This window comes from Paenibacillus sp. PvR098 (assembly GCF_017833255.1).
In the GTDB taxonomy this organism is placed as follows: Bacteria; Bacillota; Bacilli; order Paenibacillales; family NBRC-103111; genus Paenibacillus_G.
In genome coordinates this window covers 4,417,613-4,444,418 of the sequence record NZ_JAFIBU010000001.1, presented here as the reverse complement: position 1 = coordinate 4,444,418, position 26,806 = coordinate 4,417,613, and the positions used below count along the sequence as shown (strand labels likewise).

General features: G+C 48.2%; 23 protein-coding genes and 1 riboswitch. Of the genes, 5 read left to right on the top strand and 18 right to left on the bottom strand.

Annotated features, from left to right (window positions below):
• Positions 1–28 precede the first annotated feature (28 nt).
• Together JOE45_RS22035 and JOE45_RS22030 are read right to left on the bottom strand one after the other, a co-directional pair.
• Complete coding sequence (locus JOE45_RS22035) at positions 29–301, bottom strand: hypothetical protein (protein ID WP_210022345.1); 273 nt, start codon at positions 299–301, stop codon at positions 29–31.
• 3 nt (positions 302–304) lie between these two features.
• A complete protein-coding gene (locus JOE45_RS22030) occupies positions 305–1,495 on the bottom strand; it encodes an NAD(P)/FAD-dependent oxidoreductase (protein WP_210022346.1) in 1,191 nt (396 codons plus the stop codon).
• A gap of 407 nt (positions 1,496–1,902) precedes the next feature.
• Here JOE45_RS22030 and JOE45_RS22025 point away from each other — a divergent pair, with 407 nt between their 5' ends.
• Entirely contained in the window at positions 1,903–2,889 is a 987-nt protein-coding gene (locus tag JOE45_RS22025; protein WP_210022347.1) for an NAD(P)/FAD-dependent oxidoreductase, read from the top strand.
• A gap of 383 nt (positions 2,890–3,272) precedes the next feature.
• On the opposite strand, the gene JOE45_RS22015 is transcribed toward JOE45_RS22025, so the two are convergent.
• From JOE45_RS22015 to ytxC, 4 genes are all read right to left on the bottom strand, one after another.
• Positions 3,273–3,536: an HPr family phosphocarrier protein gene (locus JOE45_RS22015; protein ID WP_210022348.1), complete on the bottom strand. Its 264-nt coding sequence runs from the start codon at positions 3,534–3,536 to the stop codon at positions 3,273–3,275.
• Between the two features lie 65 nt (positions 3,537–3,601).
• Positions 3,602–3,757 carry a sporulation histidine kinase inhibitor Sda gene (sda, locus tag JOE45_RS22010; RefSeq protein WP_210022349.1) on the bottom strand — a complete coding sequence of 52 codons (156 nt, stop codon included), beginning with the start codon at positions 3,755–3,757 and terminating at the stop codon, positions 3,602–3,604.
• Positions 3,758–4,074: 317 nt separating this feature from the next.
• Entirely contained in the window at positions 4,075–6,012 is a 1,938-nt protein-coding gene (thrS, locus tag JOE45_RS22005; protein WP_210022350.1) for a threonine--tRNA ligase, read from the bottom strand.
• A 343-nt stretch (positions 6,013–6,355) separates the two neighbouring features.
• A complete protein-coding gene (gene ytxC / locus JOE45_RS22000) occupies positions 6,356–7,285 on the bottom strand; it encodes a putative sporulation protein YtxC (protein ID WP_210022351.1) in 930 nt (309 codons plus the stop codon).
• A 280-nt stretch (positions 7,286–7,565) separates the two neighbouring features.
• Between ytxC and JOE45_RS21995 the strand changes: the two genes are divergently transcribed.
• Positions 7,566–9,065 (top strand): L,D-transpeptidase family protein, encoded by a 1,500-nt coding sequence (locus JOE45_RS21995; protein ID WP_210022352.1) that lies wholly within the window; start codon positions 7,566–7,568, stop codon positions 9,063–9,065.
• A gap of 46 nt (positions 9,066–9,111) precedes the next feature.
• On the opposite strand, the gene mqnC is transcribed toward JOE45_RS21995, so the two are convergent.
• The 3 genes from mqnC to metA all read right to left on the bottom strand — a co-directional run bounded on the left by mqnC (position 9,112) and on the right by metA (position 12,615).
• Positions 9,112–10,251 (bottom strand): cyclic dehypoxanthinyl futalosine synthase, encoded by a 1,140-nt coding sequence (gene mqnC / locus JOE45_RS21990; RefSeq protein WP_210022353.1) that lies wholly within the window; start codon positions 10,249–10,251, stop codon positions 9,112–9,114.
• 235 nt (positions 10,252–10,486) lie between these two features.
• Positions 10,487–11,692 carry an aminotransferase class I/II-fold pyridoxal phosphate-dependent enzyme gene (locus JOE45_RS21985; RefSeq protein ID WP_210022354.1) on the bottom strand — a complete coding sequence of 402 codons (1,206 nt, stop codon included), beginning with the start codon at positions 11,690–11,692 and terminating at the stop codon, positions 10,487–10,489.
• Positions 11,689–12,615 carry a homoserine O-acetyltransferase MetA gene (gene metA / locus JOE45_RS21980; protein WP_210022355.1) on the bottom strand — a complete coding sequence of 309 codons (927 nt, stop codon included), beginning with the start codon at positions 12,613–12,615 and terminating at the stop codon, positions 11,689–11,691. Before metA ends, JOE45_RS21985 begins: the two co-directional genes overlap by 4 nt.
• A gap of 120 nt (positions 12,616–12,735) precedes the next feature.
• Positions 12,736–12,859, bottom strand: a riboswitch (SAM riboswitch).
• A gap of 465 nt (positions 12,860–13,324) precedes the next feature.
• Between metA and corA the strand changes: the two genes are divergently transcribed.
• On the top strand, positions 13,325–14,260 hold the full coding sequence (gene corA / locus JOE45_RS21975; RefSeq protein WP_210022356.1) for a magnesium/cobalt transporter CorA: 936 nt from the start codon (positions 13,325–13,327) through the stop codon (positions 14,258–14,260).
• A 47-nt stretch (positions 14,261–14,307) separates the two neighbouring features.
• Here corA and JOE45_RS21970 read toward each other — a convergent pair whose 3' ends face one another.
• Positions 14,308–15,309: an HRDC domain-containing protein gene (locus tag JOE45_RS21970; protein WP_245247427.1), complete on the bottom strand. Its 1,002-nt coding sequence runs from the start codon at positions 15,307–15,309 to the stop codon at positions 14,308–14,310.
• Positions 15,310–15,531: 222 nt separating this feature from the next.
• On the opposite strand from JOE45_RS21970, the gene JOE45_RS21965 reads away from it, so the two are divergent.
• A complete protein-coding gene (locus tag JOE45_RS21965) occupies positions 15,532–15,834 on the top strand; it encodes a hypothetical protein (protein WP_210022358.1) in 303 nt (100 codons plus the stop codon).
• A 65-nt stretch (positions 15,835–15,899) separates the two neighbouring features.
• Here the strand turns inward: JOE45_RS21965 and ilvD are convergent, their stop codons facing one another.
• Positions 15,900–17,585, bottom strand: a complete 1,686-nt coding sequence (gene ilvD, locus JOE45_RS21960; protein ID WP_210022359.1) for a dihydroxy-acid dehydratase — start codon at positions 17,583–17,585, stop codon at positions 15,900–15,902.
• 217 nt (positions 17,586–17,802) lie between these two features.
• On the opposite strand from ilvD, the gene JOE45_RS21955 reads away from it, so the two are divergent.
• Positions 17,803–18,093, top strand: coding sequence for a DUF3055 domain-containing protein (locus tag JOE45_RS21955; RefSeq protein ID WP_245247114.1), 291 nt, complete (start codon positions 17,803–17,805; stop codon positions 18,091–18,093).
• Between the two features lie 198 nt (positions 18,094–18,291).
• On the opposite strand, the gene JOE45_RS21950 is transcribed toward JOE45_RS21955, so the two are convergent.
• The 7 genes from JOE45_RS21950 to JOE45_RS21920 form a co-directional block, all read right to left on the bottom strand.
• Positions 18,292–18,813, bottom strand: coding sequence for an acyl-CoA thioesterase (locus JOE45_RS21950; RefSeq protein WP_210022360.1), 522 nt, complete (start codon positions 18,811–18,813; stop codon positions 18,292–18,294).
• 309 nt (positions 18,814–19,122) lie between these two features.
• Complete coding sequence (locus JOE45_RS21945; protein ID WP_210022361.1) at positions 19,123–20,136, bottom strand: zinc-binding alcohol dehydrogenase family protein; 1,014 nt, start codon at positions 20,134–20,136, stop codon at positions 19,123–19,125.
• A 14-nt stretch (positions 20,137–20,150) separates the two neighbouring features.
• Positions 20,151–21,773, bottom strand: a complete 1,623-nt coding sequence (locus JOE45_RS21940; protein WP_210022362.1) for a response regulator transcription factor — start codon at positions 21,771–21,773, stop codon at positions 20,151–20,153.
• Complete coding sequence (locus JOE45_RS21935) at positions 21,773–23,521, bottom strand: sensor histidine kinase (RefSeq protein WP_210022363.1); 1,749 nt, start codon at positions 23,519–23,521, stop codon at positions 21,773–21,775. The genes JOE45_RS21940 and JOE45_RS21935 overlap by 1 nt, the downstream gene beginning before the upstream one ends.
• Before the next feature lie 78 nt (positions 23,522–23,599).
• Positions 23,600–24,415 carry a carbohydrate ABC transporter permease gene (locus JOE45_RS21930; RefSeq protein ID WP_348632608.1) on the bottom strand — a complete coding sequence of 272 codons (816 nt, stop codon included), beginning with the start codon at positions 24,413–24,415 and terminating at the stop codon, positions 23,600–23,602.
• Between the two features lie 5 nt (positions 24,416–24,420).
• Positions 24,421–25,302 carry a carbohydrate ABC transporter permease gene (locus JOE45_RS21925; RefSeq protein WP_210022364.1) on the bottom strand — a complete coding sequence of 294 codons (882 nt, stop codon included), beginning with the start codon at positions 25,300–25,302 and terminating at the stop codon, positions 24,421–24,423.
• Positions 25,303–25,394: 92 nt separating this feature from the next.
• Positions 25,395–26,732 carry an ABC transporter substrate-binding protein gene (locus JOE45_RS21920; RefSeq protein ID WP_210022365.1) on the bottom strand — a complete coding sequence of 446 codons (1,338 nt, stop codon included), beginning with the start codon at positions 26,730–26,732 and terminating at the stop codon, positions 25,395–25,397.
• Between the last annotated feature and the right edge of the window lie 74 nt (positions 26,733–26,806).

Here is a 26,806-nt window from a genome sequence, read left to right as displayed (position 1 = left end):
ACAAACCGATCTGCGATAAGGTTTTATTTTATTCATCGTCGTCTGCTGCCAATCGCTCAAGCTCTTTTTCAAGCTCTTTGCGGCGAAGGTACTCCTCCGTATCCCGGTCGCGCTGCCGTGACTTCTCCTTCAACCGCTCAATGGCGGGGAGGATCAGAATATCGATTTCCTTCTGTACGGTATGAACCAGATCATAGCGCTCCTGCGACTCCAAATAATGGCCGACGTCCATCAGCGCATTGTACCTGTCGAGCTCATTCCGCGTCAGCAGCCCCCGAACTTGAACGCTGCAGTGTCTCACGACCTAGAACTTTCCTTTCTTGATGACCAGCGGAATTCCGCCAATGATGTACAGGTAGCGCATATCGATGATTTTCTTCATGATCGCAGCCGTTCCGCCTTTAATTTTCTTGGAACCGACAATTCCGATCGCTTCGCCGCGGCCAAGGGACGCCACTGTTCCTTTTGGCTTATATTCAAACTTCTTTAGCTCGGAACCGCGAATTTGGGCCACTAGATTGCTTGCGCACACTTCCGCTTGCTGCATAGAGATTTGCGCCGTCGGTGGGTATGGGCGGCCTTCCGGATTCATCACGATGGAGCAATCGCCCAAGACGTACACATTCTCATGCCCCGGCACACGCAGTGTCTCATCCACTTTAATGCGACCGCGCATCGTTTCGAAGCCAGCTTCATCCAACATGTGATTTCCGCGAATACCGCCAGTCCAGATGACCGTCGCGGATTTAATCTCTTCGCCAGTGGCCAGCACAACGCCCTCCGGCGTGCACTCTTTGATGGCTGTAGCGATCTTGAACGTTACGCCTTTATTCTTCAGAACATCCATTGCGTACTCGACCAGCTCCGGATCAAATCCCGGTAATGCCGTCGGTGCCGCTTCTACATTATAAATTTTAACAAGGGAAGGATCCACGTCGAATTCCTTGCACAGTTGAGGAATTCGGTCAGCCAGCTCGCCGATAAATTCGATGCCCGTAAACCCTGCGCCGCCGACTACAAAAGTCAAGTACTCAGTACGGGAAGGCTCGCGCTTGAACTTGGCGAATTGGTATTCGATATGTTCGCGAATGAAACGGACGCTGTTGATCGAACGAATATTCAGAGCGTACTCCTTTAGACCTGGAATACCGAATGTTTCCGGTTCGCCACCAAGACCAATTACCAAATAGTCATACGAAAGCGTTCCTTCTTCAAGAATGACTTTCTTCTCCTGCGGACGAATTTGAACGACAGTGGATTTAACGAAGTCAATTTTAAACTCGTCGATGAGCTTCAAAATATTCACTCTTGCATTTTCAGGATTATCCGTACCTGCTGCAGGCATATGCAGATGAGTGGTAATGTAGTGGTAATCATGCTTGTTTACCAGCGTCACATCAGCCTCATTGTAGTTCAGCTCTTTTTGCAAACGAATAGCCGTTACAATGCCTCCATACCCAGCGCCCAAAATGACTATTCTCGGAATTCGACTCATGGTTCTATCCCTTCCATCCCATATTTACTTTATTATATAGCTACAAAACCGTTTGTGAAAAATTACACAATGTATGCCAAAAAATAGTTTCATTCCTTTATATTTTGCAATGGAGAATGAAAATATAAGCGTTTAAAGCATATCTTCAACAACGGTATTAACCAGTTCACAAAAATAATATAATTTTATTGTGCAAATAGCAAGCCCTAATTTGGTTAAAAAAGCAGGAAAATCGGCACAATACCGGGTGTACAACCGTGAAATCTGCAAAATTTGTCGATTGCTATACAAAAACTTTATCGGGCTAATCAATTTAATCAGTCATTGCAAATGGCATTTCTTATTTTCATACTAGGGGTGTAAAGTTTATAATATAAAAGATTGATTATCGGAGGTGTTATTTTTTCATGAGTAACGAAATAAGCGACGTGATTATCGTCGGCGGAGGCCCTGCAGGTATGTTTGCCGCTTTTTATGGAGGGATGCGGCAGGCTTCCGTAAAACTGATTGAAAGCATGCCACAGCTCGGAGGACAATTGGCTGCTCTTTATCCGGAGAAATACATTTATGATGTGGCTGGATTTCCTAAAGTAACGGCGCAAGAACTGGTCAACAATTTAAACACCCAAATGAAGCATTTTCCCATCGAAGTATGCCTGGAAGAGAAAGTACAGAAGGTGGAGAAAAAAGACGAGCGGCTGTTTGAAGTGACTACGGACAAAGGAACTCATCAATCCAAGGCTGTCATCATTACCGGCGGGGTCGGCGCGTTTGAACCGAGAAGACTGGAGCTGCCCGAAGCTGCCCGATACGAAAAGAAAAACCTGCATTATTTCGTCAGTGATCTTCACCAGTTTAAAGGACAAAAGGTGCTCATTAGCGGCGGCGGGGATTCCGCTGTAGACTGGGCGCTGATGCTGGAACCCATCGCCGAGAAGGTGACGCTGATTCACCGCCGCGATAAATTCCGCGCACATGAGCACAGCGTAGAGAACTTGATGAAATCCAAGGTCGACGTGGTCACACCGACGGAAATCACCGCACTGCATGGCAACAGCTTGATCGAGAAAGTGACGCTAAAACACATCAAAACCGGCGAAGAAACGGTCATTGACGTGGATGCGGTCATTGTTAACTTCGGTTTTGTCTCCACGCTTGGTCCTATTGCACAATGGGGACTTGAGATCGACAACGGCTCGATCATCGTAGATTCCCGCATGGAAACGAATATTCCCGGCATTTTCGCAGCTGGCGACATCACCACTTACCCGGGTAAGCTGAAATTGATCGCCGTCGGTTTCGGTGAAGCACCTACGGCCATCAACAATGCCAAAGTATACATCGATCCTACGGCTAAGCTCTCCCCCGGACATAGCTCGAACATGAAGCTGTAAGCATGTTGGCGGATATGAGAACTTAACGCAAAAAACGGACTAGCAAGGTCCGTTTTTTGCGTTACTGGGTATGCCCTTATGTTTAGCTGCTGCCAAGGACTTCTTTGACCCAACGTTCGATAAGCCGCCTGCGGTTATCTCCCGCCCACTGTTGATCGTAGGGAATGACTTGGAGCACATCGAGTGAGACCGCCTCTTCAGGAGATACCGCTTCCCGGTTCGTTAGCCATTGGTAATTCCCTACCTGCTTGCCAAGCTCCTGCGCCTGCTTCGTTAATGCCCAATCAATGAAGGTTTGCGCTTCCTCGAGTCCGGACCTCCACGGATCATGCCCATCGCGCCGATTGCGGATAACGTGCCTTTATGCCTCCATACCTTCAGTGTCAAGCTTGAAAATGATTTTGAACCAATAAGACGAGCGCCGCTAACGCCTCCTGCTCATCCGGACCACTCGTACAAATCTCCAGCTTCGCTCCACTTTTTATGCTGAGCGCCATGAGCCCTAGCGCACTTTTACCGTCAATGGTGCTGCTTTCGAACTTCACGGTAATATCGCTGTGAAATGTCTGGGCAAGGCTCACCCAACGGGCAACAGGTCTGGCATGAAAGCCTTGCGGATGATCTACAATGACTGTCTGACTCTGCATATGAACGCTCCCAAACTAATGATTTGATAATCATTATATCACAGAAAAAAAGAAAAAAAGCCCGGTCAACTGACCTGGGCTTCACCTGCTCTGTAGTAGTCTAAGTTGATTTGCCGGTGTCTAATCTCATCCAGCAACAATTCAACAAATTCTTTCTCCAACTGCAAATCAATAGCTCTGAAATACGAATCCACCAACATCTCATTACTGATCTGTTTCATAAGATCTATCACCTTATCCTGTAATCTACAATCATATTAACACGCAGCCAAAGCTAGAACAAGCGTTCTGTTATCCACATAGATATGTGTACAACCTGTGAGTATGTTGTTAATAACCGTCGTTTAATGTGTATTCATACGGTGGGTTATGTGGACAAAGTTATACACAGCCTTCAATCTCATTGAGTTGATAAAAAAGAGTGATTAGAATTAGGATGTATATCCCAATTTAATAAATATTTCCTTTCATGTAAAAGTTCCCCGTTCCTCAAATGAAAACCGCCAGGCTCATCGCCTGGCGGTTCGTATTCCTTCTATTATACTTGCTTTGAACGGATATCTTCCTCAATCAGCGCAACGACACTCTCCAAGCTTTGAGCGCCCAGATCGCCTTGTCCCCGTTTACGTACCGACACGCTTCCCGATTGGACCTCATTCTCGCCCACAACAAGCATGTATGGAATTTTTTCCAGCTGTGCTTCACGGATTTTGTAACCGAGCTTCTCGTTCCGCACATCCGCTTCTACACGAATGCCGGCGAGCTTCAGCTTCTCCTCCACTTCCTTAGCATAGCCTTCGAAATTACTTGATACAGGAAGCACTTTAGCTTGAACCGGACACAACCATGTCGGCAGCGCACCTGCGAAATTCTCCAGCAGGAAGGCCGTCATGCGCTCCATCGTAGAGATGATGCCGCGGTGGATAACGACCGGACGGTGCTTTTGACCATCGGCGCCGACGTACTCTAGTTGGAATCGCTCCGGCAGCAGGAAGTCCAGCTGTGCAGTGGAAAGCGTCTCTTCTTTCTTAAGAGCGGTCTTGATCTGCACGTCAAGCTTTGGACCATAGAAGGCCGCTTCGCCCTCCGCTTCAAAGAACGGCAGGCCGAGCTCTTCCACTACTTCACGCAGCATACGCTGCGACATTTCCCACATCTCGTCATTCTGGAAATACTTCTCCGTATCCTTCGGATCACGGTAAGACAAGCGGAAACGGTACTCTTTAATCCCGAAATCTTCATATACCTGACGGATCAGGTTCACGACGCGGGCAAACTCCTCCTTGATCTGATCGGGACGGCAGAAAATATGCGCATCATTCAGCGTCATCGCCCGAACGCGGTGCAGACCGGTCAGCGCGCCGGACATCTCATAACGGTGCATCATGCCAAGCTCGGCGATCCGTACCGGCAGATCGCGATAGCTGCGCATATCGCTTTTATACACCATCATGTGATGCGGACAGTTCATCGGGCGCAGCACCAGCTCTTCGTTATCCATGACCATCTTAGGAAACATATCTTCGCTGTAATGTTCCCAGTGACCGCTGGTTTTGTAAAGCTCGACGTTAGCAAGCACCGGCGTATACACGTGCTGATACCCTAAACGTTCCTCCAAATCGACGATGTAACGCTCCATCGTACGTCGAAGCTTCGCTCCGTGAGGCAACCAAAGAGGCAGCCCTTGGCCGACTTCATTGGAGAAGGTAAACATTTTCAGCTCTTTGCCGAGCTTGCGGTGGTCGCGTTTCTTGGCTTCCTCCAGGAGATGCAAATGCTCGTCCAACTCCGCTTTTTTCGGGAAGGCCGTACCGTAAATCCGCTGCAGCATTTTGTTCTTGGAATCGCCTCTCCAATAAGCACCGGCTACACTCAGCAGCTTGAAGGCTTTGATCCGGCCAGTGGACGGAAGATGAGGACCGCGGCAAAGATCGAAGAATTCGCCTTGATCATAAATCGTAATTACCGAATCCCCCGGAAGATCACGAATCAGCTCCAGCTTTAAAGGATCCTCCAGTTCAGTGAAGATGCGTACCGCTTCTTCCCGGCTGACTTCACGGCGGCGAATCGGCAAGTTCTCCTGTGCGATCCGTTCCATTTCCTTCTCTATCTTCACGAGATCCTCAGGTGTCAGCGAAGCCTCCATATCGATGTCATAGTAGAAACCGTCTTCGATGACCGGGCCGATCCCCAGCTTAACGTTCTTCTCCCCGTACAGGCGTTTGATCGCTTGCGCCATCAAATGCGCCGTACTGTGCCGGTATACCTCAAGCCCTTCTTCGCTGTCCAATGTAACGATTTGAAGCGGTGTGTCCGCTTCGATCGGCGTGTTTAAATCCACCAGCTTACCGTTCATCTTGCCTACCACAGCATTTTTCTTCAAGCCCGAGCTAATGGAGCCCGCGACATCCTCCACCGTAGCGCCTTGTTCAAACTCCCTTACCGCGCCATCCGGAAAACTTACTTTTACCGCCATACTCTTGTACCTCCGATTTCAATCCGATTTAGAAAACATAAAAAAGCGCATCATAATCCCGTAAAGGGACGAGTGCGCTTAGCTCGTGGTTCCACCCTAATTCGATTCGAAAGCCGTCTATTAAAGCAATACAACAAGCTCACGAATCCTCATGACATTCCGTAACGGGAATGATCCGGTGACATATACTGGACGCCCTCCGGTGTTACATCCGGCATCACGGTCGTCGTTCCATATCACAGCTACAAAGGGGTAAAACCAATTGTCGTTCACTGAAGGGGATTTCAGCCGGGTCCCCTCTCTCTGGACAGCACTTCAATCGCTCATGTCTTTGATCCTAGCCTTATCCCTTATTATATTCAGCTGCTGCTCCACGGTCAAGGTTATGGCACAATCTGCAGTATCCGCACAGCTCTACCCGATCTTCGAATATTTGCGTGATCGTCTTAATCACCTGCAGCTCCGGCTCTCTGGTGTGAATATAGATTTGCTGAGGAGAAACTGTAATTAACGTACTAACGATCATATCTTCAAAATTCATTTCCTTCTCCAGCATCTCCACTGTAACGACCGCATCGGTTTCATCGGTATTCAAGGTCTCCATACGCTCGTTAAGCAGCATAAATTCGCTGCCGCCCTTATGGATCAGATGCACGAACGGTATTTTGGCCTCCTGTATATAGACGAAATATTGCAGCAGCGAGATGAATTCCTGATACTGCTGGTCCATTACAAATTCGTCGATCGCGTATTCGACTACATCCCGCAGCTCACCTCTGTAAGCCTGCAGCCGAAACCGCACCAATCCGTCCAAATTCAGTTCCTCATGCTTCTCAAGATATTCATAAAGCTCAGCTGTAATTTGCTGCTTCCTTCTTAAATAAGCTGCCGTTTTGCCGTTCCCTTCGCACCACTGACCTTCACCGCACAGCGTTTGCCCGCAAAAGGCCATGATTCCTTCCACTTCGTCAACCTGATGATAATGGAAGTCATGTTTAATCATCTTGCGAAGCATCTCCGGTTCCTCTTCCTCGAGTAAATAGTCCGCGAGGACCTCCGCCGCTTCTTTATATAATCGAATGCCGTCTTCCTCTAACCGAAATGCAGGCGCCACTCCGCTGACTTTTATCTGATGCAAGCCATCCCGCCGATCCAGAGCGATATGGATGTGCTCCTTATTATGTAGTATCCCGCCGGAAAATTGAAGCAGTCGATACAGCCGATCCGCCTGCTCATCCGTACGTTTTGTCAAAGTCACCGTTAACAGCTTCATCCCCACTCACTCCTTTGAGGCCTTACTTTACCTTCTAAGTATATGGTAGGACAGTCGCATATATACAAATAAGAAGCTGGCTAACTATAGGAATAAATGAGATTTATACACAATTATGGAATCATGGTTCAGCCAAAATTGAGGGGATCATGGAAACAAGGATCTTTTTAAATACTCAGGTTTAGATACGTATTGTATATTATTATTGAATTTCGTTTCGTATTTCTTGATTATATGATACTATTTGTATCATATAATCAAGAAATACGGGAGGATAGATATGCAGCATTTTCACGATCGTTTCAAACCCCCGGCAGCGGACAATCTGGTTCACCTTCATAAGAATGTGTACGTGAACCGCAAGGACCCGAACTATCACGAAAAGGTCCTCCGCTACCTTGATCCTCATTCGCCTGAAGCGCATTATCGGCTAGGGCAGCAATTCGAGCATAGAGGAGAACCGGCTAAAGCTATTTTTCATTACAAAGCAGCGATGAAGACGCAGCCTTCTCCTTATTATTATCCTGCTTCCGCTGCGATTCGCCGTTTGGATAAAACCCAGCATTCGGCAGTATCGGCTCATCGTTTGGAAGCTGGCCCTTTTTCATCCAACAGGAGGACGCGCTCGGCCATTCCTCTGTTTATGAAAACGCTTCTTATCGCACTGCTTTTGTTGAACCTTCTGCTGTTTGCGGCCCTTTACGGGCCCACGACCGTATCCAAGGCGGTATCTGTCGTATTGCCGTGGTCAATCGGCAAGGAAGTCACCTATGAAAGCGTGGAGACACCGTTTGTCATGCATTTCCCTTACGGTCACCCCCGCGAGCAAGTGGAAAAAGCACTGCACATCAAAGCAATGAATCTCTCCGAAACCTATCCGATGATCAGCATTCGTATTTACGGCATGGCTTCCCCTGTAACGGTCATTGAGAATAAAGCAATGCCCCTAACGAACGAGGAGTCTAAAAGCAAAGCCTTTGTCGTGGCGGAATATAACCCGGCCATCGATACCGCCGTAAAAATCCGGTTTCTCAACTCGAAGCTGCAGCAGCTTCATACCGCCGCGGGCGCCAACCTGGTCCGGACCGCTCTTCTGGCTTATGTGGCGGATCACGGAAATCCTCCTGCTTCCATCGACCTGCTGCTTAAAGATTACCCTAACAATTATTTAAGCTTTCTGCCTATAGAAACGGAATCCGGTTCGGCGAATGTCCGAACCGTTTTTGATCGCAGCGGAGGTTGGGTATACGATACATCGGCTGATGAACCCTCATCTATGTTTTACCCCAACACAGCGGCCGATACAGCAGCCTATCCTTACGTTCCATTGACGCTGACCGTGAACCCATCCTCTCATTCTCTGCGGCTTGCGGCCGGTCCGCTTTTGCTGGCGGAAGCACCCGTTGGACTTGGCCGGAACAACCTCACGCCGGCAGGCAGGTTCTTCATCTCCGAGAGGGTTCTTGAACCGCAGGGCAGTAAGCCCGGGGTCTATGGCGCCGCCGCGCTCGGTATGGGAGGCCTAGCGATTCACGGTACCCTAGACGAAGAATCAATCAGGCAAAATCAATCTCTGGGATGCATTCGGTTATCCAACAGCGATATTGCCGCGCTCTATCCGTTGGTTCCCAAAGGCACGGAGGTGGAGATCGCCAAGGCTACTGCACCGAAAGGCGACTTTACGACAGCTTTATCCCCAGAGCTGCTGCTTCCGGCTCAGCCCCTGTTTCCTTCCCCTGACGAAACGGCGCCATACCGCCTGTTCCATTGGCTTGGCTGACATACAAAAAGACGCTTATCCCTACTGGGATGAAGCGTCTTTTGTATTAATTTTGCATAATAAAGTCCTTATCTACAGGGACCGACTCGTCCTCAAACACGCGCAGAATCTGATATTTGGTATTACGCTGTGCAGGAATTTTGCCCGCTTCGCGAATAAGCTGCAGCGTCGAGCCGATGTTCACCTTGTGCGTGGTTCCGGCAGCGGACACTACATTCTCTTCGATCATCGTTGAACCGAAATCGTTGCAGCCGTAATGCAGGGACAGCTTGCCCACTTCCGGACCCATTGTCACCCAAGAAGATTGGAAGTTTGGAATGTTATCCAGCATGATGCGGCTGATCGCCACATTCTTGAGATAATCCTCCGCTCCCAGCTTCTCGGCCTTCATATTGGTGTTTTCCGGCTGGAAGGTCCATGAGATGAAGGCCAGAAAGCCCGGCGTATTCCAACCATTCGTGATGCATTCATCTTGGGCGTCGCGTATGCGCTGTAGATGCAGAGCCCGCTCTTCTATAGATTCCCCAAAGCCGATGACCATGGTACCCGTCGTGTGCATCCCGACACGGTGAGCCGTCTGCATCACATCCATCCAATCGCGCCAGGAACCTTTCAGACGGCTGATCTTGCGTCGTGTCCGGTCATCCAAAATTTCTGCGCCGCCACCCGGAAGTGAATCAAGACCCGCTTCGTGAAGCGCGCGGACAACCTCTTCCAGCGTGAGACCGTTCGATACTTCTTTCATCTTCATGATCTCCGCAGGAGAGAAGGAGTGCATCGTGATCTCCGGGAACCGCTTCTTAATCTCATGCAGTAAATTCGTATAGAACGTGAAAGGAAGGTCCGGGTTCGTACCGCCCTGCATTAGGATTTCCGTACCATTGACATCCATCGTTTCCTGAATTTTTTGGAAAATGACATCATCCGGCAGCACATATCCATCCTTCGAGCCTGGTGCCCTGTAGAATGCGCAAAACCGGCAGTACACATCGCAAATATTTGTATAGTTCACATTCCGTCCGATAACAAAGGTCGTAATCGGGTCCGGGTGATGCTTCAGCATAATCTGATTGGCCGTATGACCCATTTTTTCAATTTCATCCGATTCATAAAGCGCCATGCAATCTTCCAAGCTGATCCGATTCCCGGCCAGCGCATGCTCCAATATCCGGTCGATGGAACTCATCGCAATTCATCTCCTTTACCCATTCATCGTACCATAAATAATGTGTTACCCGCCATACAAAAAGAGCGTCAATTCGGACCTAGGCCCTGAATGCGGTCGAAAATTCAATAAATTGTTCAGGTTCCCCCCGTATGTATGCGCCGGTGCAGCTCCATTTCTTTTTCACCGGCTTTACCTGCTGTCAAGAAGAAAGAAGCCGATGACATCTGCCATAGTCACCGGCTTCTTCGAATATTTATCCTCGCGTAAGCGGCTGATCTGCTTCAATCTCCTGCCGGGCCATCTCAATGGCCCGAGATAAATCCGTAATCAAATCTTCAGCGTGTTCAATCCCAACGGAATAGCGCAGCAGCTTGTCATCCACACCGATCTTTCGGCGAATCTCCTCAGGAATGTCTGCATGCGTTTGGACAGCCGGATACGTCATCAGCGATTCAACCCCACCCAAACTTTCCGCGAAAGCGATAAGCTGGATATGCCGCAGAATCGGCTCGATGTAGCGCGTATCCTTCATTTTGAAGGAAAAGATACCGCTGTTGCCAGAGGATTGCTTGTTCTGAATGTCATGCCCCGGATGGTCCGGAAGGGCCGGATAATAAACGGCCTCCACCTGCGGGTGGGACTGCAGGAACGCAGCGATAGCCTTCGCATTCGCTTGATGGCGTTCCATACGGATCGCCAGCGTCTTCATCCCGCGCATCAGCAGCCAGCTGTCCTGCGGATTCAGCACCGCGCCGATGGAATTGTGCAGGAAGGCCATTTCCTCCGATAGCTCTTTGCCTTTTGTTACGATGAGGCCGGCAAGGACATCGTTATGACCGCCTAGATATTTGGTGGCGCTGTGAATGACGATGTCGGCACCGAGCTCGATCGGCCTCTGGAAGAAAGGAGTCAATAGCGTGTTATCGACGATAGAGAGAATCCCTTTCTTTTTGGCCCAAGAGCACACAAGCTCCAAATCCGTAATCATCATGAGCGGATTCGTAGGCGTTTCGATCAGAATCGCCTTGGTGTTCGTTTTGATATTGGCTTCAAGGTCATCCATATTGTTGGTATCCACATAAGAGGCCGTTACCCCAAAACGCGACATAATGCGCTCCAAGAGACGGTATGTACCACCGTATAAATCAAGCGAAACGATCAAATGATCGCCTTGACTGAACAGAGCGAAAATCGTCTGTAATGCCGCCATACCGGAGCTGCAGGCAAACCCCGCATCTCCGGACTCCAGCTCTGCAATGGCGTCTTCGAGCACTTTTCGCGTAGGGCTCTTCGTACGCGCATAGTCGAAACCGGTGCTTTGCCCCAGCCTTGGATGACGGAACGCAGTCGATTGATAGATCGGGAAACTGACTGCTCCGGTCACCGGCTCCTCCTGAGAGCCTATTTGAGCCAGCCGGCTTTCAATTCTTAATCGTTTCTCTTGATTACTGTTACTCATCTTGCATATTCCCCCTTGTGCAGATCAAACGGAGTCTCTTGGTACACATAATAATTGAGCCAGTTGGAGAACAACAGATTGGCATGCGCCCGCCATGTATTGAGCGGCAGCCTGCTCGGATCATCGTTCGGGTAATAATTTTTCGGGACGGCAATGTTCAATCCTTTATTAATATCGCGGTCATACTCCAATTTGAGCGAACACGCGTCGTATTCCGAATGTCCTGTAACAAAGATTTGCTTTCCGTCATGGGTAGCGGCGATATAAACGCCTGCTTCCTCCGATACGGAGAGGATTTCCAGCTCCGGTACTTTCAATATGTCCTCACGGCGCACCTCGGTATGGCGCGATTGAGGTACCAAGTACGATTCGTCGAAGCCGCGGAGCAGCTTGACATTGGACCTTGTAATCGTATGCGGGAACACGCCGAACATCTTTTCCTCCAACGGGTATTTCGGGACGCCGAAGTGATGATACAGCCCGGCTTGCGCCGCCCAGCAAATATGGAGTGTAGAGGTGACGTGCGTCTTGCTCCATTCCATGATTTGCTTAATCTCATCCCAGTAGTTCACGTCTTCAAAGTCCATCTGCTCCACCGGGGCCCCGGTGATAATCATGCCGTCCAAGCGCTCATCCTTCACATCATCGAACGTTTTGTAGAATTGTTCCAAATGTTCGGGCGATGTATTCTTAGATGTATGTGTTTTCGGATGCAGCAGGACGAATTCGACTTGCAGCGGAGTGTTTCCGATCAGCCGCAGCAGCTGCGTTTCCGTCGTCTCTTTAGTCGGCATCAAATTCAGTATGGCGATTCGTAGCGGCCGGATATCTTGACGATACGCTACACTTTCGTCCATAACGAAAATATTCTCGTTGATCAATATTTCTTTGGCGGGCAGATGGTCTGGAACCTTAATAGGCATCGGAATCACTCCTTCACATAGTGGGATTCGTCGTTCCTTGCACTCTCACGCTCGCAGAAGGCAAAACAAAAAGGCCTTCTTCGTACGCACGAGAAAGGCCTTTGTATATAACATCGTCCTCTCTCATCTCTCAGAAGCCATTACAGCTTCCGCAAGATTTAGCACCGTGCAGTCTTTGCGATACAAAGAACTGTCGGTTGCCGGGTATCATAGGGCTAGTCCCTCCACCTGCTCTTGATAAGAGTGTGAAACCGAATCTATTCAGTTAGTTTTGGATAATATTAATGTAAACGAAAACGCGGCTATCGTCAAGCGCGACCTCGAGAAGCTGTATGGCTGCGCGAATGGAATGCCTTTCAAAATTTGTCCTCGGGTACCATAAAGCGTCCGTACACATATAGTAGGTAAGGTGCATTATTCCTATGTATAATAGATTGTTTTCTCGAAAATGAGGGGTTATACTAGACAAGTATTCGACATTTCATTCAGAAAGAGGGGTGCGGCATTCGAATGGACGGAGACCCGAGGGGAAGAAATCTTACGTTCAAACAACCGAATAACTCGTTTGGAACCCGGCCGCGGCCGTTCGTCGGATCCTTCCCCAGACTTGATGCGTTAGAATACATGCCTAACGCTCTATTCCGGCAATGACCGCCTTACAGCCATCCGGCCGTGCGTTCCACTCGGGTACAATAAAGGGGTGGAACCTATGAAGGCACGATTGGTGCAAGATGGTATTTTTACACTTGTGGAAGACATTACTCAGACCGCCTATCCGCCTCAGCATGGATTTTATTGGATTGATGCCGAGCCGGAAGATTTGGATATTTTACAGTCCTTATTCCATCTTCATGAATTAGCCGTGGAGGACGTGCTTACCGAAGAAGAGCAGCGTCCAAAAATTGAGCTATATGATACGCATTATTTCATCGTGGTCAACAGCATCCGCTTTGACGATGAAGAAATTTTCCTTCGCGCCCTCAATATGTTTCTGGGCAAACATTATATTATCACCATAACGAGGCAGAAAATCAATGAAATTCGGGCGTTAAAGCCCGTGCTTTGGGAAGAAGAGGTCACCTCTCCCGACCAATTTTTGTACCATCTGATGGATTTGATCGTGGACAATTACACCATTGTCGGCGACCGGATCGATGCAAAGATTGAAAAACTGGAAGAAGACATATTAATGCATACGAAGAAGTCGCATTTGAACGAAATTATCGGACTTCGAAGCGAAATCCTATGGCTGAGGAAAGTACTCGTTCCGCAGAAAGAAGTGCTATACACGCTTCATAAAAAAGAACTCCGGCTGATCAGCGAGCCGCTCAAAAAATATTTTGGCGACATCTATGAGAATGCTGTTAAAATTTCAGAAACATTTGATACGCTGCGTGACCTGATGGGCAACTTGCGGGAGGCTTACCAATCCAGCCTGGCGGGCCGCGCGAACGATATCATGCGCGTATTCACCGCGCTTACAACGATCTTCATGCCGCTGACGTTTATCACGGGCATCTACGGTATGAACTTCGATTATATCCCTGGACTACATTCTGCGTATGGCGGAATCGCCGCCGTCGTGTTTATGGTCCTTGTCGGTATATCTATGTTCGTGTTATTCCGCAAAAAAGACTGGCTCTAATCGCCAGTCTTTTTTCGTTTTTGTCAGAGTCCATGAATCCATCTAAATCAAAACGCCTCAACAGCCTTCATCGCATTCGCACGGCGAAATTTCATCCGCAGCAGGCGCAGCCATTCGTAGATGCGGTCCGCCTCTTTGGCGGAGAGCTCCTCCTGTTTGTAGACCGTTTGCAGGATCGGCTTCAGATAGCGATCGCCCTGCTGTTCGAACGCTTTCCAAGCCAGCTCCCTTTCTTCCGCAGGAATCGGCTCGAGCATCAGCTCGATATAACTTTCGAGATCGTAACCGTCGCGGTCCAGTTCCTCGATCCAAAGAAGAAGGTTTCTGCGTTGAACCCGGGTTTGCTCAATCAGCTGGTCCAGCTGTTCTCCTCGTGAGATTGCCTCAAGCAGCTTTCGCTTGATCTCCTGCTTATCCGCCTCCGCTTTCCGCTTCCGTTCCTTCTCCTCCAACAGCCAAGCATTGAACTCCAATGGATCAATCTTTCCCTCCACCCAAGTCAAAGGAAAAGTGCCGCTTTGTGAGGACTGTACGGTCAATGCGAGAATTTCTGCGCTGTACATGGTCGATTTGGTTCGGCCAAATCCCGGCAGCTGCAGCAGCTCTTCTTCCGTTTGGGGAACGAATGTGCTGATCATTTTGAGCAAACGGTTCGTTGCAATGATGAACTGTGCTTTGCCCTCTCGCGACGCCTGCTTCCATCGCCATTGACGAAGTGCCTCATAGAGCTCCTCATTTGAATGCTTTTCACTGTAGAAATGCAGCATTTGAATAAACGCGGCGCGTCCATCAAGTCCATCCACCTCACTTACGCTCATCTCAAGCATAGGGTGAAAGCCATCACACTGTTTCATAAATACGCGCTCACGGAAGGAGGACAGCATCTCATCCCATTGCAATCCTTCGTACCAAGTCTCCTGCTCTGAGTGACCATCTTCCTTGATTTCATTCCACATGACAACCCATGAGCCTTGATTTTCGCAGATCGATACCTGGGCCGTTCGGACTCTTCCCTCCTCCGTCGCTTTTTCCATACTGTTCAAAAACATCAGATTCAAATGCTTTCCCCTCCCGATATAATAGTTATTTTCAAACGCAAAAAAGCACCCTCCTACGGTAAGTAAGAGAGGTGCTTCCTCAGTTGACGTTTGAAATTAAATCGATCATATCACGGAGAGGATACGAAATCAAGCAGGTTTTGGATAAAAAGTTATGATAAGGGTTAAAATGAAATCACTAGTTGATCATCCAATCTCAAGGAGGTTTCAGCAATGGATTCGATCGACCGCAATCAAGACGGCTTTATTGAGGAAGCTCCTCAAAAGAAATATACCGATCTAAAAACCGTCGAATCCCAGCGTAACGACCTGACCGCCGAGGAATTTCCCGAGGGACCTTACGGAAGCAGCCTGCGAACCGAATCGCTCGGAAAAAGTACCCCATGGAGAGAAGACCAGCGGCCACAGCAGCGGTTTACTTATGAGAACCGGGAACTGCACGCGGGAATTTCACGCGAGTACCCGGGTGCTCATCCGACCCACGATTCATCCGGGGATGACCACGTGGACGAATGAATGCGACAAAGACAGCCCAATCCGCTATACGGCGGATTGGGCTGTCTTTTGTCATAAACCGATGGTTATACTTTCATAACGCCGCCTGTGCTGGCGGATGTAACAAGCTTGGAATATCGGGCCAAGTAACCGGTTTTTACTTTCGGCTCAAAGCCTTTCCAGTTCGCCTTACGACGATCGAACTCTTCTTCGCTGATCAGAAGCTCAATCTTGCGATTGGTCAGATCAAGCTCGATGATATCTCCGTCTTCTACGAATGCAATCGGACCGCCTTCCGCCGCTTCCGGGGAAATGTGACCAATGCTGATCCCGCGGGATGCGCCGGAGAAACGACCGTCCGTAATCAGACCAACCTTCGCGCCAAGACCCATTCCGACGATTTGAGAAGTCGGAGCGAGCATTTCCGGCATGCCCGGTCCACCCTTAGGTCCTTCGTATCGGATGACCACCACGTGGCCTTCCTTCACTTTACCGTTCGCAATGCCTGAAAGAGCATCTTCTTGGGAGTCGAAGCAAATGGCAGGCCCTTTATGGTAGCCGCCTACGGATTTGTCTACTGCACCGACCTTAATAATGGAACCGTTCGGAGCTAGGTTACCGAATAGAACCGCTAGTCCACCTTCCTCGGAGTGTGGGTTATCCAGCGTGTGAATGACATCCGTATTCAGAATGTCGCAACCGGCAACGTTCTCGCTCAGCGTCTTGCCTGTTACAGTGATACGATCGCCGTGGATCGCTCCCGGCTTTTTGAGCAGCTCGTTAATAATCGCGCTCACGCCGCCGGCGTTATGCACGTCTTCAATATGATAATCGGAAGCTGGCGCGATCTTCGCCAGATGCGGCACGCGCTTCGCAACTTCGTTGATGCGCTCGATCGGGTAATCGATCCCCGCTTCATGCGCTAATGCCAGCGTATGAAGAACGGTATTGGTGGAGCCGCCCATCGCCATATCCAAAGCGAACGCGTTGTCGATCGCTTCAATCGTTACGATATCACGCGGCTTGATGTCTGTTTTAATCAGCTCCATCAGCTGCGTTGCGGAACGCCTTACGAACTCTTTGCGCTCTGGAGCGACGGCAAGAATCGTACCGTTGCCTGGCAGCGCAAGGCCTAGGCCTTCTGCCAGACAGTTCATCGAGTTCGCAGTGAACATACCGGAACAGGATCCGCAAGTAGGACAGCCGTACTGCTCAAGCTCTTGAAGGCCCTTCTCATCAAGCTTGCCCGCTTGGAAAGCGCCTACGCCCTCAAATACGGAAGACAACGAAATCGAACGGCCATCGCTAGTTTTACCCGCTTTCATCGGCCCACCGCTTACGAAGAGGGTTGGAATATTGACGCGCAGGGCACCCATCATCATACCCGGTGTAATTTTGTCACAGTTCGGGATACATACCATACCGTCGAACCAGTGCGCGGAGACGACAGTTTCCAAGGAATCGGCAATAATCTCACGGCTTGGGAGGGAGTATCTCATTCCGATATGCCCCATCGCAATCCCATCGTCTACGCCAATTGTATTGAATTCAAACGGAACGCCGCCTGCTTCACGGATCGCTTCTTTGACGATTTTCCCGAATTCCTGCAGGTGAACGTGGCCGGGAACGATATCAATATAAGAATTGCAAACCGCAATGAACGGCTTGTCGAAATCTTCTTCTTTGACGCCGGCAGCACGCAGCAAGCTGCGATGAGGGGCGCGATCAAAGCCCTTCTTAATCATGTCACTTCTCATTTTACCTTTGGACATTTTCTTAAAAGCCTCCGTTTCTATTCTATGAATCGCTTCATTCTATAAATGGTATCGCTTCTACCGATTGTATCATGTTTCGCACGAAATGAAAACGAAACGCATGGTCAAAATAATGCTAATCTCTTCTACGCTCCGACTTTTTTGGCGAAGCCTCAGAAAATCTGTTATAATTCGAATAACTTACAGAAGCTTGAAACGGAGGAAAGCAGAAATCATGGATTTTGATTATTTATACGACGGTACGGAGGAAACGAAAACAAGGTTCGTTTGTTTTGTCGGAGATTCGCTGCGGAGATTCGACTTGGCCATCACAACCACGAACCGTTTCTACGGAAAGAAGATGGTCACGGATTTGCAATCCGGCCGCACGGCTGTTATCGGGCCGGACGATCTGGAGGCAGAAGGCTATTTGGAGCACGTATACAAGGTCAATGAGGAAGAAGCGGCGGAACTCACGATCTTCTTATCGGAAATCGTCGGGCCGGTCAACTTTACGGATATCTAAATGAAGAAAGCCGATCTATAGCTCGATAAGGAGCACCGATCGGCTTTTTTATGATGATCGCTTCATTAAATCTTCACGCGCCGGCGTGAAGGAATCGAGCAGCGCGCGGCTCTAAAATTTTCCACTTTACACCTGGCTCCGCATTTCCCAATAATAATGTGACTCATCCGCTGCGTTTCCGCTCATAGGATGATTGGATTATGAATGCGATTCCCATGGAAAGCTCATCGTGAGGTAGTCCGCAAATTTTTTACTGTCTTCTCTGCGCAATCGGCGCATCTCGGCACGGTGCACAGCCGTTTCGTGAAGCCTTATCTCCTCTTCCGTTTCGGGAATGACTGCTGGGATGACGACGGGCTTCTTATTGTCATCGAGCGCCACGAAAGTAAGGAATGAAGTCGCGGCAATCGAGCGTTCTCCCGTTATCAGATCCTCGGTGATGACCTTAACAAAGACCTCCATAGAGCTTCTGCCAGTCCAGGTTACGAATGATTCCAAGCATACCGAATCCGTGGTTTGAACAGGTGACAAAAAGTCGACAGAGTCCGTCGAAGCCGTAACGACGTTTCTACGGCAGTGCTTGGAAGCCGCGATAGAAGCGATGTCATCGATATATGCCATCAGCTTTCCGCCAAACAGCGTATTGTGATTATTGACATCCGTCGGAAACACTCGGGATGTTTTGTAGCATCTGGATTCCTTCACATATCTTTGTTCCATATGTAGTCCACTGGCTCCTTCATGTTCGTGTACACGACCCGTACCCAAACGTACGTTGTGAACACATTATGCAGGTTAACCCATATGTTGTCAATGCTATGTCCATGTGCGTATGAACTGAACCCGCTTAATCTCAGAGAGCGTTCCCTTCATTAATTAAACTTCGTATTATACCATAATTTGTAATCACTCAGCTCATGCTGCCCATGAATTCCGTTAGACGAAAAAAAGAACGTTAGAACTGCATATCCGCAGCCAGACGTCCTTTTCCAGACCATCAATGAAGGTATAGTCACACGTTTGATTAGATTACAACTCTACGATGGCTTTGATCACCTTGGAACTTGGATCCAGCCATGTCTCGAAATGATCAATCATGGTGCTAAAGTCGGAACGATGAGTAATATAAGCGTCTAACGGAATGCTGCCTTGCTTGATGGAACGAATCACGTACTCAAAATCTTCGCGAGTGGCATTACGGCTGCCCATTAAAGTAAGTTCGCGCTTATGGAATTCGGGATCGTCAAATGAAATGTCTGCCTTCACTAAGCCGACATAGACCAGCTTCCCGCCATGAGCAGGATAACGGAATGCCTCGGTCATGGACCTTGCATTTCCTGTAGCATCGAATACGGTTGTGGGAAATTCTCCACTCGTAATACTCGCAATTTGGTCCAGAGGGTTTTCCAGCGCGTTCACTGTGTAATCCACCTTCGCCCACTCGGAGCAAAACGCGAGCCTCTCTGGATTTACATCCATAGCGATCACCTTTGCGCCCTCTTGCTTGGCTAACGCCATCACGCCTAATCCGATCGGACCCGCGCCAATCACGAGAACGTACTCGCCTTGCTTAATCTCCGCCCGTCTAATCGCATGGGCTCCGATGCTTAATGGTTCAATAAGCGCCGCATGATCTAAGCTAAGTCCCTCGATTTTAATTAAAAGATGATAGGAAACGGTCATAAACTCAGCCATCCCGCCGTCCTTATGTACCCCTAGCACCTTCATGTTTGTGCAGCAGTTCGTTTTACCGTTTCGGCAAGCGATACAGCTGCCGCACTCCAGGTACGGAATGATGGATACGATATCGCCAGCTTGGAATGGAGCTGAAGCATCTCCCAAACCGACAATTTCCCCTGACAGCTCATGCCCCAATACCCGGGGATAGCTAAAGAAGGGTTGATTTCCTTTATAGGCATGCATATCGGTTCCACAAATGCCAATGCGTCGTATACGGACTAAAGCTTCCCCCGGCTGACTGACTGGCGTTTCCGCTTCTGTATAGACCAAATGGTTAGGCTGTTCACACACTATTTGTCTCATGGATAGATTCTCCTTTAGGTTTGAGCTTTGGCCGTCCGGTATTCTTGAGGCGTAAGACCAAAATGTTTCTTAAACACTTTGTTAAAATAGTTCGGGTTTTGATAACCGATCTCCATCGCAATTTCATAAATCTTCATGGTGCTGAGCATCAGCAGCTGAACCGATTTTTCCAGCTTCAAGCGGGTCATATATTCGCTGATGTTCTCACCGGTTTCCAGCTTATATATCCGTGACAGGTAAGCCGGATGCAATCGCAAATGGTCTGAAATTTCCTGCAGCGATATATTTTGGGACAAATTCGCCAGCATATATTTTTGTGCACCCTTTACGATCCCTGCTCTGGCTGTTCTTGACTCCTGCATTGCGCTTGCATGGAACTTTTCGTAAACATTTCGGACCCATCCCCTTAGATGCGCGACGGTATAGGACGGGGTCAATTCCTTTCCTTTTACATACTCCTCATCAATGATGTCGGCAAGCTTCTTCCCATTCTTATGCGCAATGAAAGAAAACGCAGAGAAAATAAAGAAGAACGTTTCCGTAATATGCTCGGATGATTCCGCCCAATGCAGCTCAAGCTCCTCCAAAGCAGCCTCCAGCTTTTGCTCAACAGCCTCCCAGTGACCGGCTTCAAGTAAATTCATCAGTGTAGGCGGCTCATACAGCCGATTCAGCATTTGAATGTCAACCGCATCGGATTTGTCCATCATATAGACGGGGAGATTTTGCTCCGAGCCAATTCTTTTCCGGAACACAAGGAGCAGGTTATTATACAGATTTGTAAGCGACTCCGGAAAAACGCCCCATTGACCTACTAGCACCGAAATCCGTTTTTTCAAATATTGCTGCACATTTAATTGAAACTCGGTCGTTAAATGCTCAACAAGCGCATCGCGACGATCAGGCAAACTGTCGTTTTTGGGGATGAGTACGAGAACCAAATATTCATGAACATCCTTGCACTGCCACACTTGGAAATGCTCCTCGAACGTTTCAGTCGCCAAATTGCCGATCGCAAACTCCATAAGTGACATTTCAAAAGAATTATAATCGTTGAAGTCCTCTTTAAAACGGACCAGCGTCATCAGAATCTCATTCCCGGGGGCTACAGGCAGCTCCAGTAAACCTATCTTTTCCTGCAGCTTATCCAGCGATAATCGTTTTCCCTGCAGCAGGTCATGAAGAAACTCCCCTTTTAACCGGGGTAGATGGTCGCGCAGCACCTTCATCGCTCGTTCATATGCATCATTCTGCGAGCTTTCCCAGTGAATCTCCAGGATGACCTGTTGGACACGGTCCATCAGCTCCTCATCGCTGACCGGCTTCAGCAAATATCCGCTGATATGGTTTTGAATGCCGATCTGAGCATATTCAAATTCCGCATGTCCGGATAACAAAATGCATTTGGTTCGCCTCCACCGCTCTTGAATGGCCCCAACCAGATCCAGGCCGTTCATAACTGGCATATTAATATCGGTTAGGACAATATCGACAGGGTAAGTGTTTAAAATATCTAAGGCTTCCTTCGCCGAAAAAGCCTTATGTACCGTTTCTATACCCATGTCTGCCCACGGAATGGTAATAGCCAAGGTCTCCACAACACTGCTTTCATCATCTACGATTAGTAAGGTGAGCATCACCATTCCCTCCGTTCGCTATCATCAACGATTGTTTTTCCCCATGAAATAATGACCCGGAGCCCCTCCATCGGGGATGTCGAAAATCGAAGTCCTTCCTGCTTGTTAAATTGAAGCTGAAGCCTTTGATGCACATTCCATAAGCCGCACCCGGATTCTCCGTCCAAGGGCCGGGAAATACGTTCCAGCAGCTCCTTCAGCTTCTCTTCGGAAAGCCCGTTCCCATTATCATCAATCATGATCTTGTACTCGGTGTCGGTTACCTTGCCTTCAATTGAAATGATCCCATACCCCTCGATATTGCCTATACCATGGATGATCGCGTTTTCAACGATAGGCTGTATAAGCAGCCGGGGGATTTTGCTTTGCAGCATCTCTTCCGGAATGTCGATTTCGTAATGAAACCGTTCCATCCGCAAATTTTGAATATCCAGATAGCTTTGAACCAGCTTCATTTCATCCTCTAGGGTCGTCATTGTACTCTCCAGCTTGGTGATGTACCGGTAATATTGCGCCAAATTCAGCACCATGGCCGTAGCGGCCGATTTATCATTGATCGCGATCATATTTTTCACGAAAAACAAGCAATTATATAAGAAATGCGGATTGATTTGCGATTGAAGCTGCTTTAATTTGACCTCGCGAAAACGAATATTTTCCTTATATACTGTTTCAATCAGGCGTTGAATTTCAGCCGCCATTTCGTTAAAGCGATAAAATAAAAATTCAAATTCATTTTTTGGGTGGTAATTCAAACGGTAGGAATATTTCCCCCGATGAATCCCCTGCACGCCCTGCAGCAGCATTTTAATCGGAGCCTGCACCTGCTTGTAAAGAAAAAATGCGACAACCGCACTCAAGCCGAGCAGCAAAAACATTGCGAAATAAAACAAATTTCTTGTATGGAAAATAGGCTGCAGGATTTGATGGAGCGGCATATAATCGACCAAATACCATTTCAGGCTTTCGTTTTGCAAATAGTTAACAATATATTGTTCGCCATTCAGCGTTAGCAGCAGGTGGCCGCTCTTGTCCAGTGCCTGCTCATCCAAGTGCGCAGCGATCTGCTTAACCATCTCCATATTGGCTCCGCTGCTCGTGACCATGTCAGAGCCGGATTCATAAAGAAACGGTTCACCCTTGTTCTCGCTTTTGAACTCTGACAGCATAGTGACGATATTTTGCTTAGAGAATCTGACCTCAATTAACGATTCCGCGTCAAGCGGATTTTGATACGAAATAAGCGGACTCAAAACAAACTTCGTGAAATAAGAGTCCCCTTGCTCCGTCGGATGAAACTTCCAGCTGGTGGTCATATGGTTCAACAAATAATCGGGATTATATACGCCAGAGTAATCGTTAGAGTATGCCTGCTTCAGCCCGGGCAAATAAATCGTAATTCCATTCATCCAACGGCTCGTCGCGCTTAGCAAATTCAGGCTTCTTACGAGAGATTCCTGCAGCTCCAGCTGCCGAAGCGCATCAGGTCTTCCGCTAACCGAATTGTTCAATTCTTTAATTGCCGGATCTTTGCTCACAATAATGGATAAAATCGATAGCTGTTCTACGATATTATCCATTTGAGAGGATAGAGTGAATATACGGTTTAAGCTGGCCTCTTGTATTTCTTTTTCAATGACTTTGATAGAGGTTACATGGGAGTAGCCGTACAATATAATAGTAGGAATCATTAGCAACAGCACAAGCAATATAATTTTTTTATAGGTGGTCCAGCGATAATGCATCATGTCACTCTCCGCTATCAATCGATCTGCTTTTCTTACTGTAAATGAAATAGCGAGAAAATGCACTGCATTATTCGCATTCTAGCCTTTAACCGCACCGGCAGACAGACCGCTAACAATATATTTTTGCGTAATTAAGGAGATGACCAGAACCGGCAAAGTAATAATGCATGCAGCTGCCATCAGAGCTCCCCACTCGATCGAAGTGCCTGATATGAAGCCATATACCGCAAGCGGCAGCGGCTTAGTATTTTCCCCGGATAAAATAAGCGAAAACATAAAATTGTTCCAAGAAAATATGAAGGACAACAGCGCCGAGGTCACAATGCCGGGAATCGATACCGGTAGTACGACCTGAACAAACGTGCGCATTTTGGAGCAGCCGTCCATCCACGCGGATTCCTCCACCTCGGAAGGAAACGATTCAAAAAAAGGAATCATGACCCACATAATAAAAGGGAGCCCCAGCACGATGTGACTTAAAATCAAAGCCGCGTAGGTATCGATCAGCCCCACCTTATTAAACAAAAGATACCATGGCACCAAATAAGTGATCCCCGGTAAAATCTTCGCAATCAACACCGTTAACGAAAAATAATTCATTTGGTATTTGGCTACAGCATAGGCCGCCGGCAAGCCCAGGATCAGCGAGGCGATGGTTGACGCTACACCGATGACAAAGCTGTTTTTAATAAAAGTAATAAAGTCATACTCCCGAAAAACCATAAAGTAGTTTTCAAGCTGAGCTCCGAAGGCGAGCCATTTATCGGAAGAAAGAATTTCCACCTGCGTCTTGAAGGAGGCCGAAATCATCCACAGGAAAGGGATGGAAAAAAGGATAACCAGCACAAGCGTTAGAACGGCATAATACATTCGCATTCCTAGTCCAAGTCTCACTGTATTCAATGGAGTCCACCTAACCTTTTCTTAAGAGCGATCAATGTGACAATGACGATCATGATGATCAGGAAGAACAGCATCATCAGTGCGGAGGCCGACCCGAATTTGAAATAGTGAAACGCTTCCGTAAAGACCATCAGGTTTAATGTTTCTGAAGCGTAATTGGGACCGCCCTGCGTTGTCGCATAAATGGTATCGAACGTTTTCAACAAATCGACCAGCCGCAAAATGACCGCTGTTAAAATCGTCGGTATCAGCAGAGGCAGCGTAATATGGAAAAACTTCTGCATGGGACTGGCGCCATCCACACTCGCAGCTTCGTATGGCTCAGTAGGTAATGTCGTGAGACCGGCTACAACGATTAATACGATCATTGGCGTCCACTGCCATATATCGAGCAGAATCAAAGAAGGTAAAACCAAATCGACGGACCCGAGCCAAGCAAGAGGTTTGAAGTTCAACGACTTCAGGATTTGGTTAGCCAGTCCAATAGACGGCTCGTAAATTAACAACCATACCAAGGCAATCGACACTGGGGTTGCCACCATCGGCAGCATAAGAAACGTTTTCGCTATTTTTTGTCCTCTGAACTTGCGTGAAATCAGCACAGCAATTAAGACACCAAGCACCGTTTCGAAAAAAATACTTACTGACGCATGATAAAAGGTACGCCCTACGGAGCCCCAGAAGCGCTCATCGGTCAGCAAATGGGTATAGTTGCTAAGCCCTACCCACTTGGGCGGTGTATTTGTAGACATGCTCCACTCAAACAAGCTGATGCGAACGGTATAAACAATTGGAAATGCAACCATAACGACAATAAACAGTACGGCCGGTAAGGTAAATATCCATTTCATATTTCGATCTAGCCATGCGGAAACCATGAAGAGTCACTCCCTTTGAAGTAGCAGGTCGAAGAGGTATAGCTTCGACCTGCCCGCTTACCATTTTCCATATCCGATAATTATTCTTTTTATTATTTCGCTTTATCCTTATCGATAATGGCCTGCAGATCGGCATTCGCTTTATCCGCAGCTGCCTTGATGTCCTCGCCAAGCACTGCTTTGACGACGATCGTGCCTACCGCATCGCGCGCTTCGCCAACGCTGATGACCTGCGGAACGTTATGACCGATGCCGACCTTCATTGTTTCTTTGATAGCCTCTGCCAGATCCTGCGGATATGTTTCTGTGCCTTCCTTCATATCCCAAACGGAGTTTCTTGTGCCTGGAACGCCGTTTCTTTGAATCTCAAGCACATTTTCTTTGTTCGTTGCCCATTCAATGAAAGCCCAGGATGCATCCTTGTTCTGCGTGTTGGAGTTGATACCGAGCGACCAAGCCGCAACGTTAAACGGCTTTACGCCATTCTTTCCTGCAGGGAACATCGCAAAGCCGACTTTATCGCTGATTAACGATTTCTTCGGGTCGGTTACGTTCTGATATACAGCTGCAGTTTCCGTATAGAACGCTGCTTTCCCTTGGGCGAATATACCTGCCGCTTGCGGCCAAGCCATGTTCAGAACCCCTTGAGGCGCGTAATTTTTCAACAGATCGGCATAGATCTGGAAACCGCTAATCGCCTCCGGCGTATTTACCGCTGCGGTAGCTCCCGTCATGAGGTTGCCCTTTATAAAGTCCCCGCCCTCGGCAAACAGATAAGAGGATACGCCGACCACTAACGAATTGCGTTCTCCTCTGGAAACGAAGCCGTACATTTCGTTTGCTGGATCATGCACCTTCTTCGCCGCTTCCTTCAGCTCATCCAGCGTCTTCGGAATAGCGATGCCATGCTTCTCCAAAATATCCTTGCGGTAGTACATGACAAATTGGTCTGCAAAAATAGGGATGCCGAGTAGTTTATTATCCACAATATTCTCATCCACAGCAGATTTTACGAAATCGCCGAAATCATAGCCCGGGTCTTTTTTCACATACTCATCCAGCGGGGTGACCCAACCGTTTTTCGAATATTGGATTTTATCCATGTAAGGTCTAAACATGAATACATCCGGCGATTCCGATTTGGAAGTAAGCTGTACGGCTAGCTTCTGCTGAAGCTGGGTGTCGGAAAATCCTTGGATATCGACCTTCATCCCTGTCGACTCTTCAAACTCGGGCAGGGCCGCCTTGATCGTGTCCGTCCAAGGGTGATTCTGCACGAAGACTGTTATTTTTTTTCCTTCAAAAGGCTTTGCTGCAGCCTGTGGAGCCCCGCTGTTTTCCGCTGGTCCTGCGCCTCCGCTTCCGCATGCTGTCGTTAATAGAAGCGCGGAAGATACACAAGCAATCATGCTTTTCTTTAACATCCTCATTCTGTTTGTAACCCCTTTCATCTATTCTTTATACTTTCTGCTTTAATGATACGGTGTAACCAACTCCGTTTATA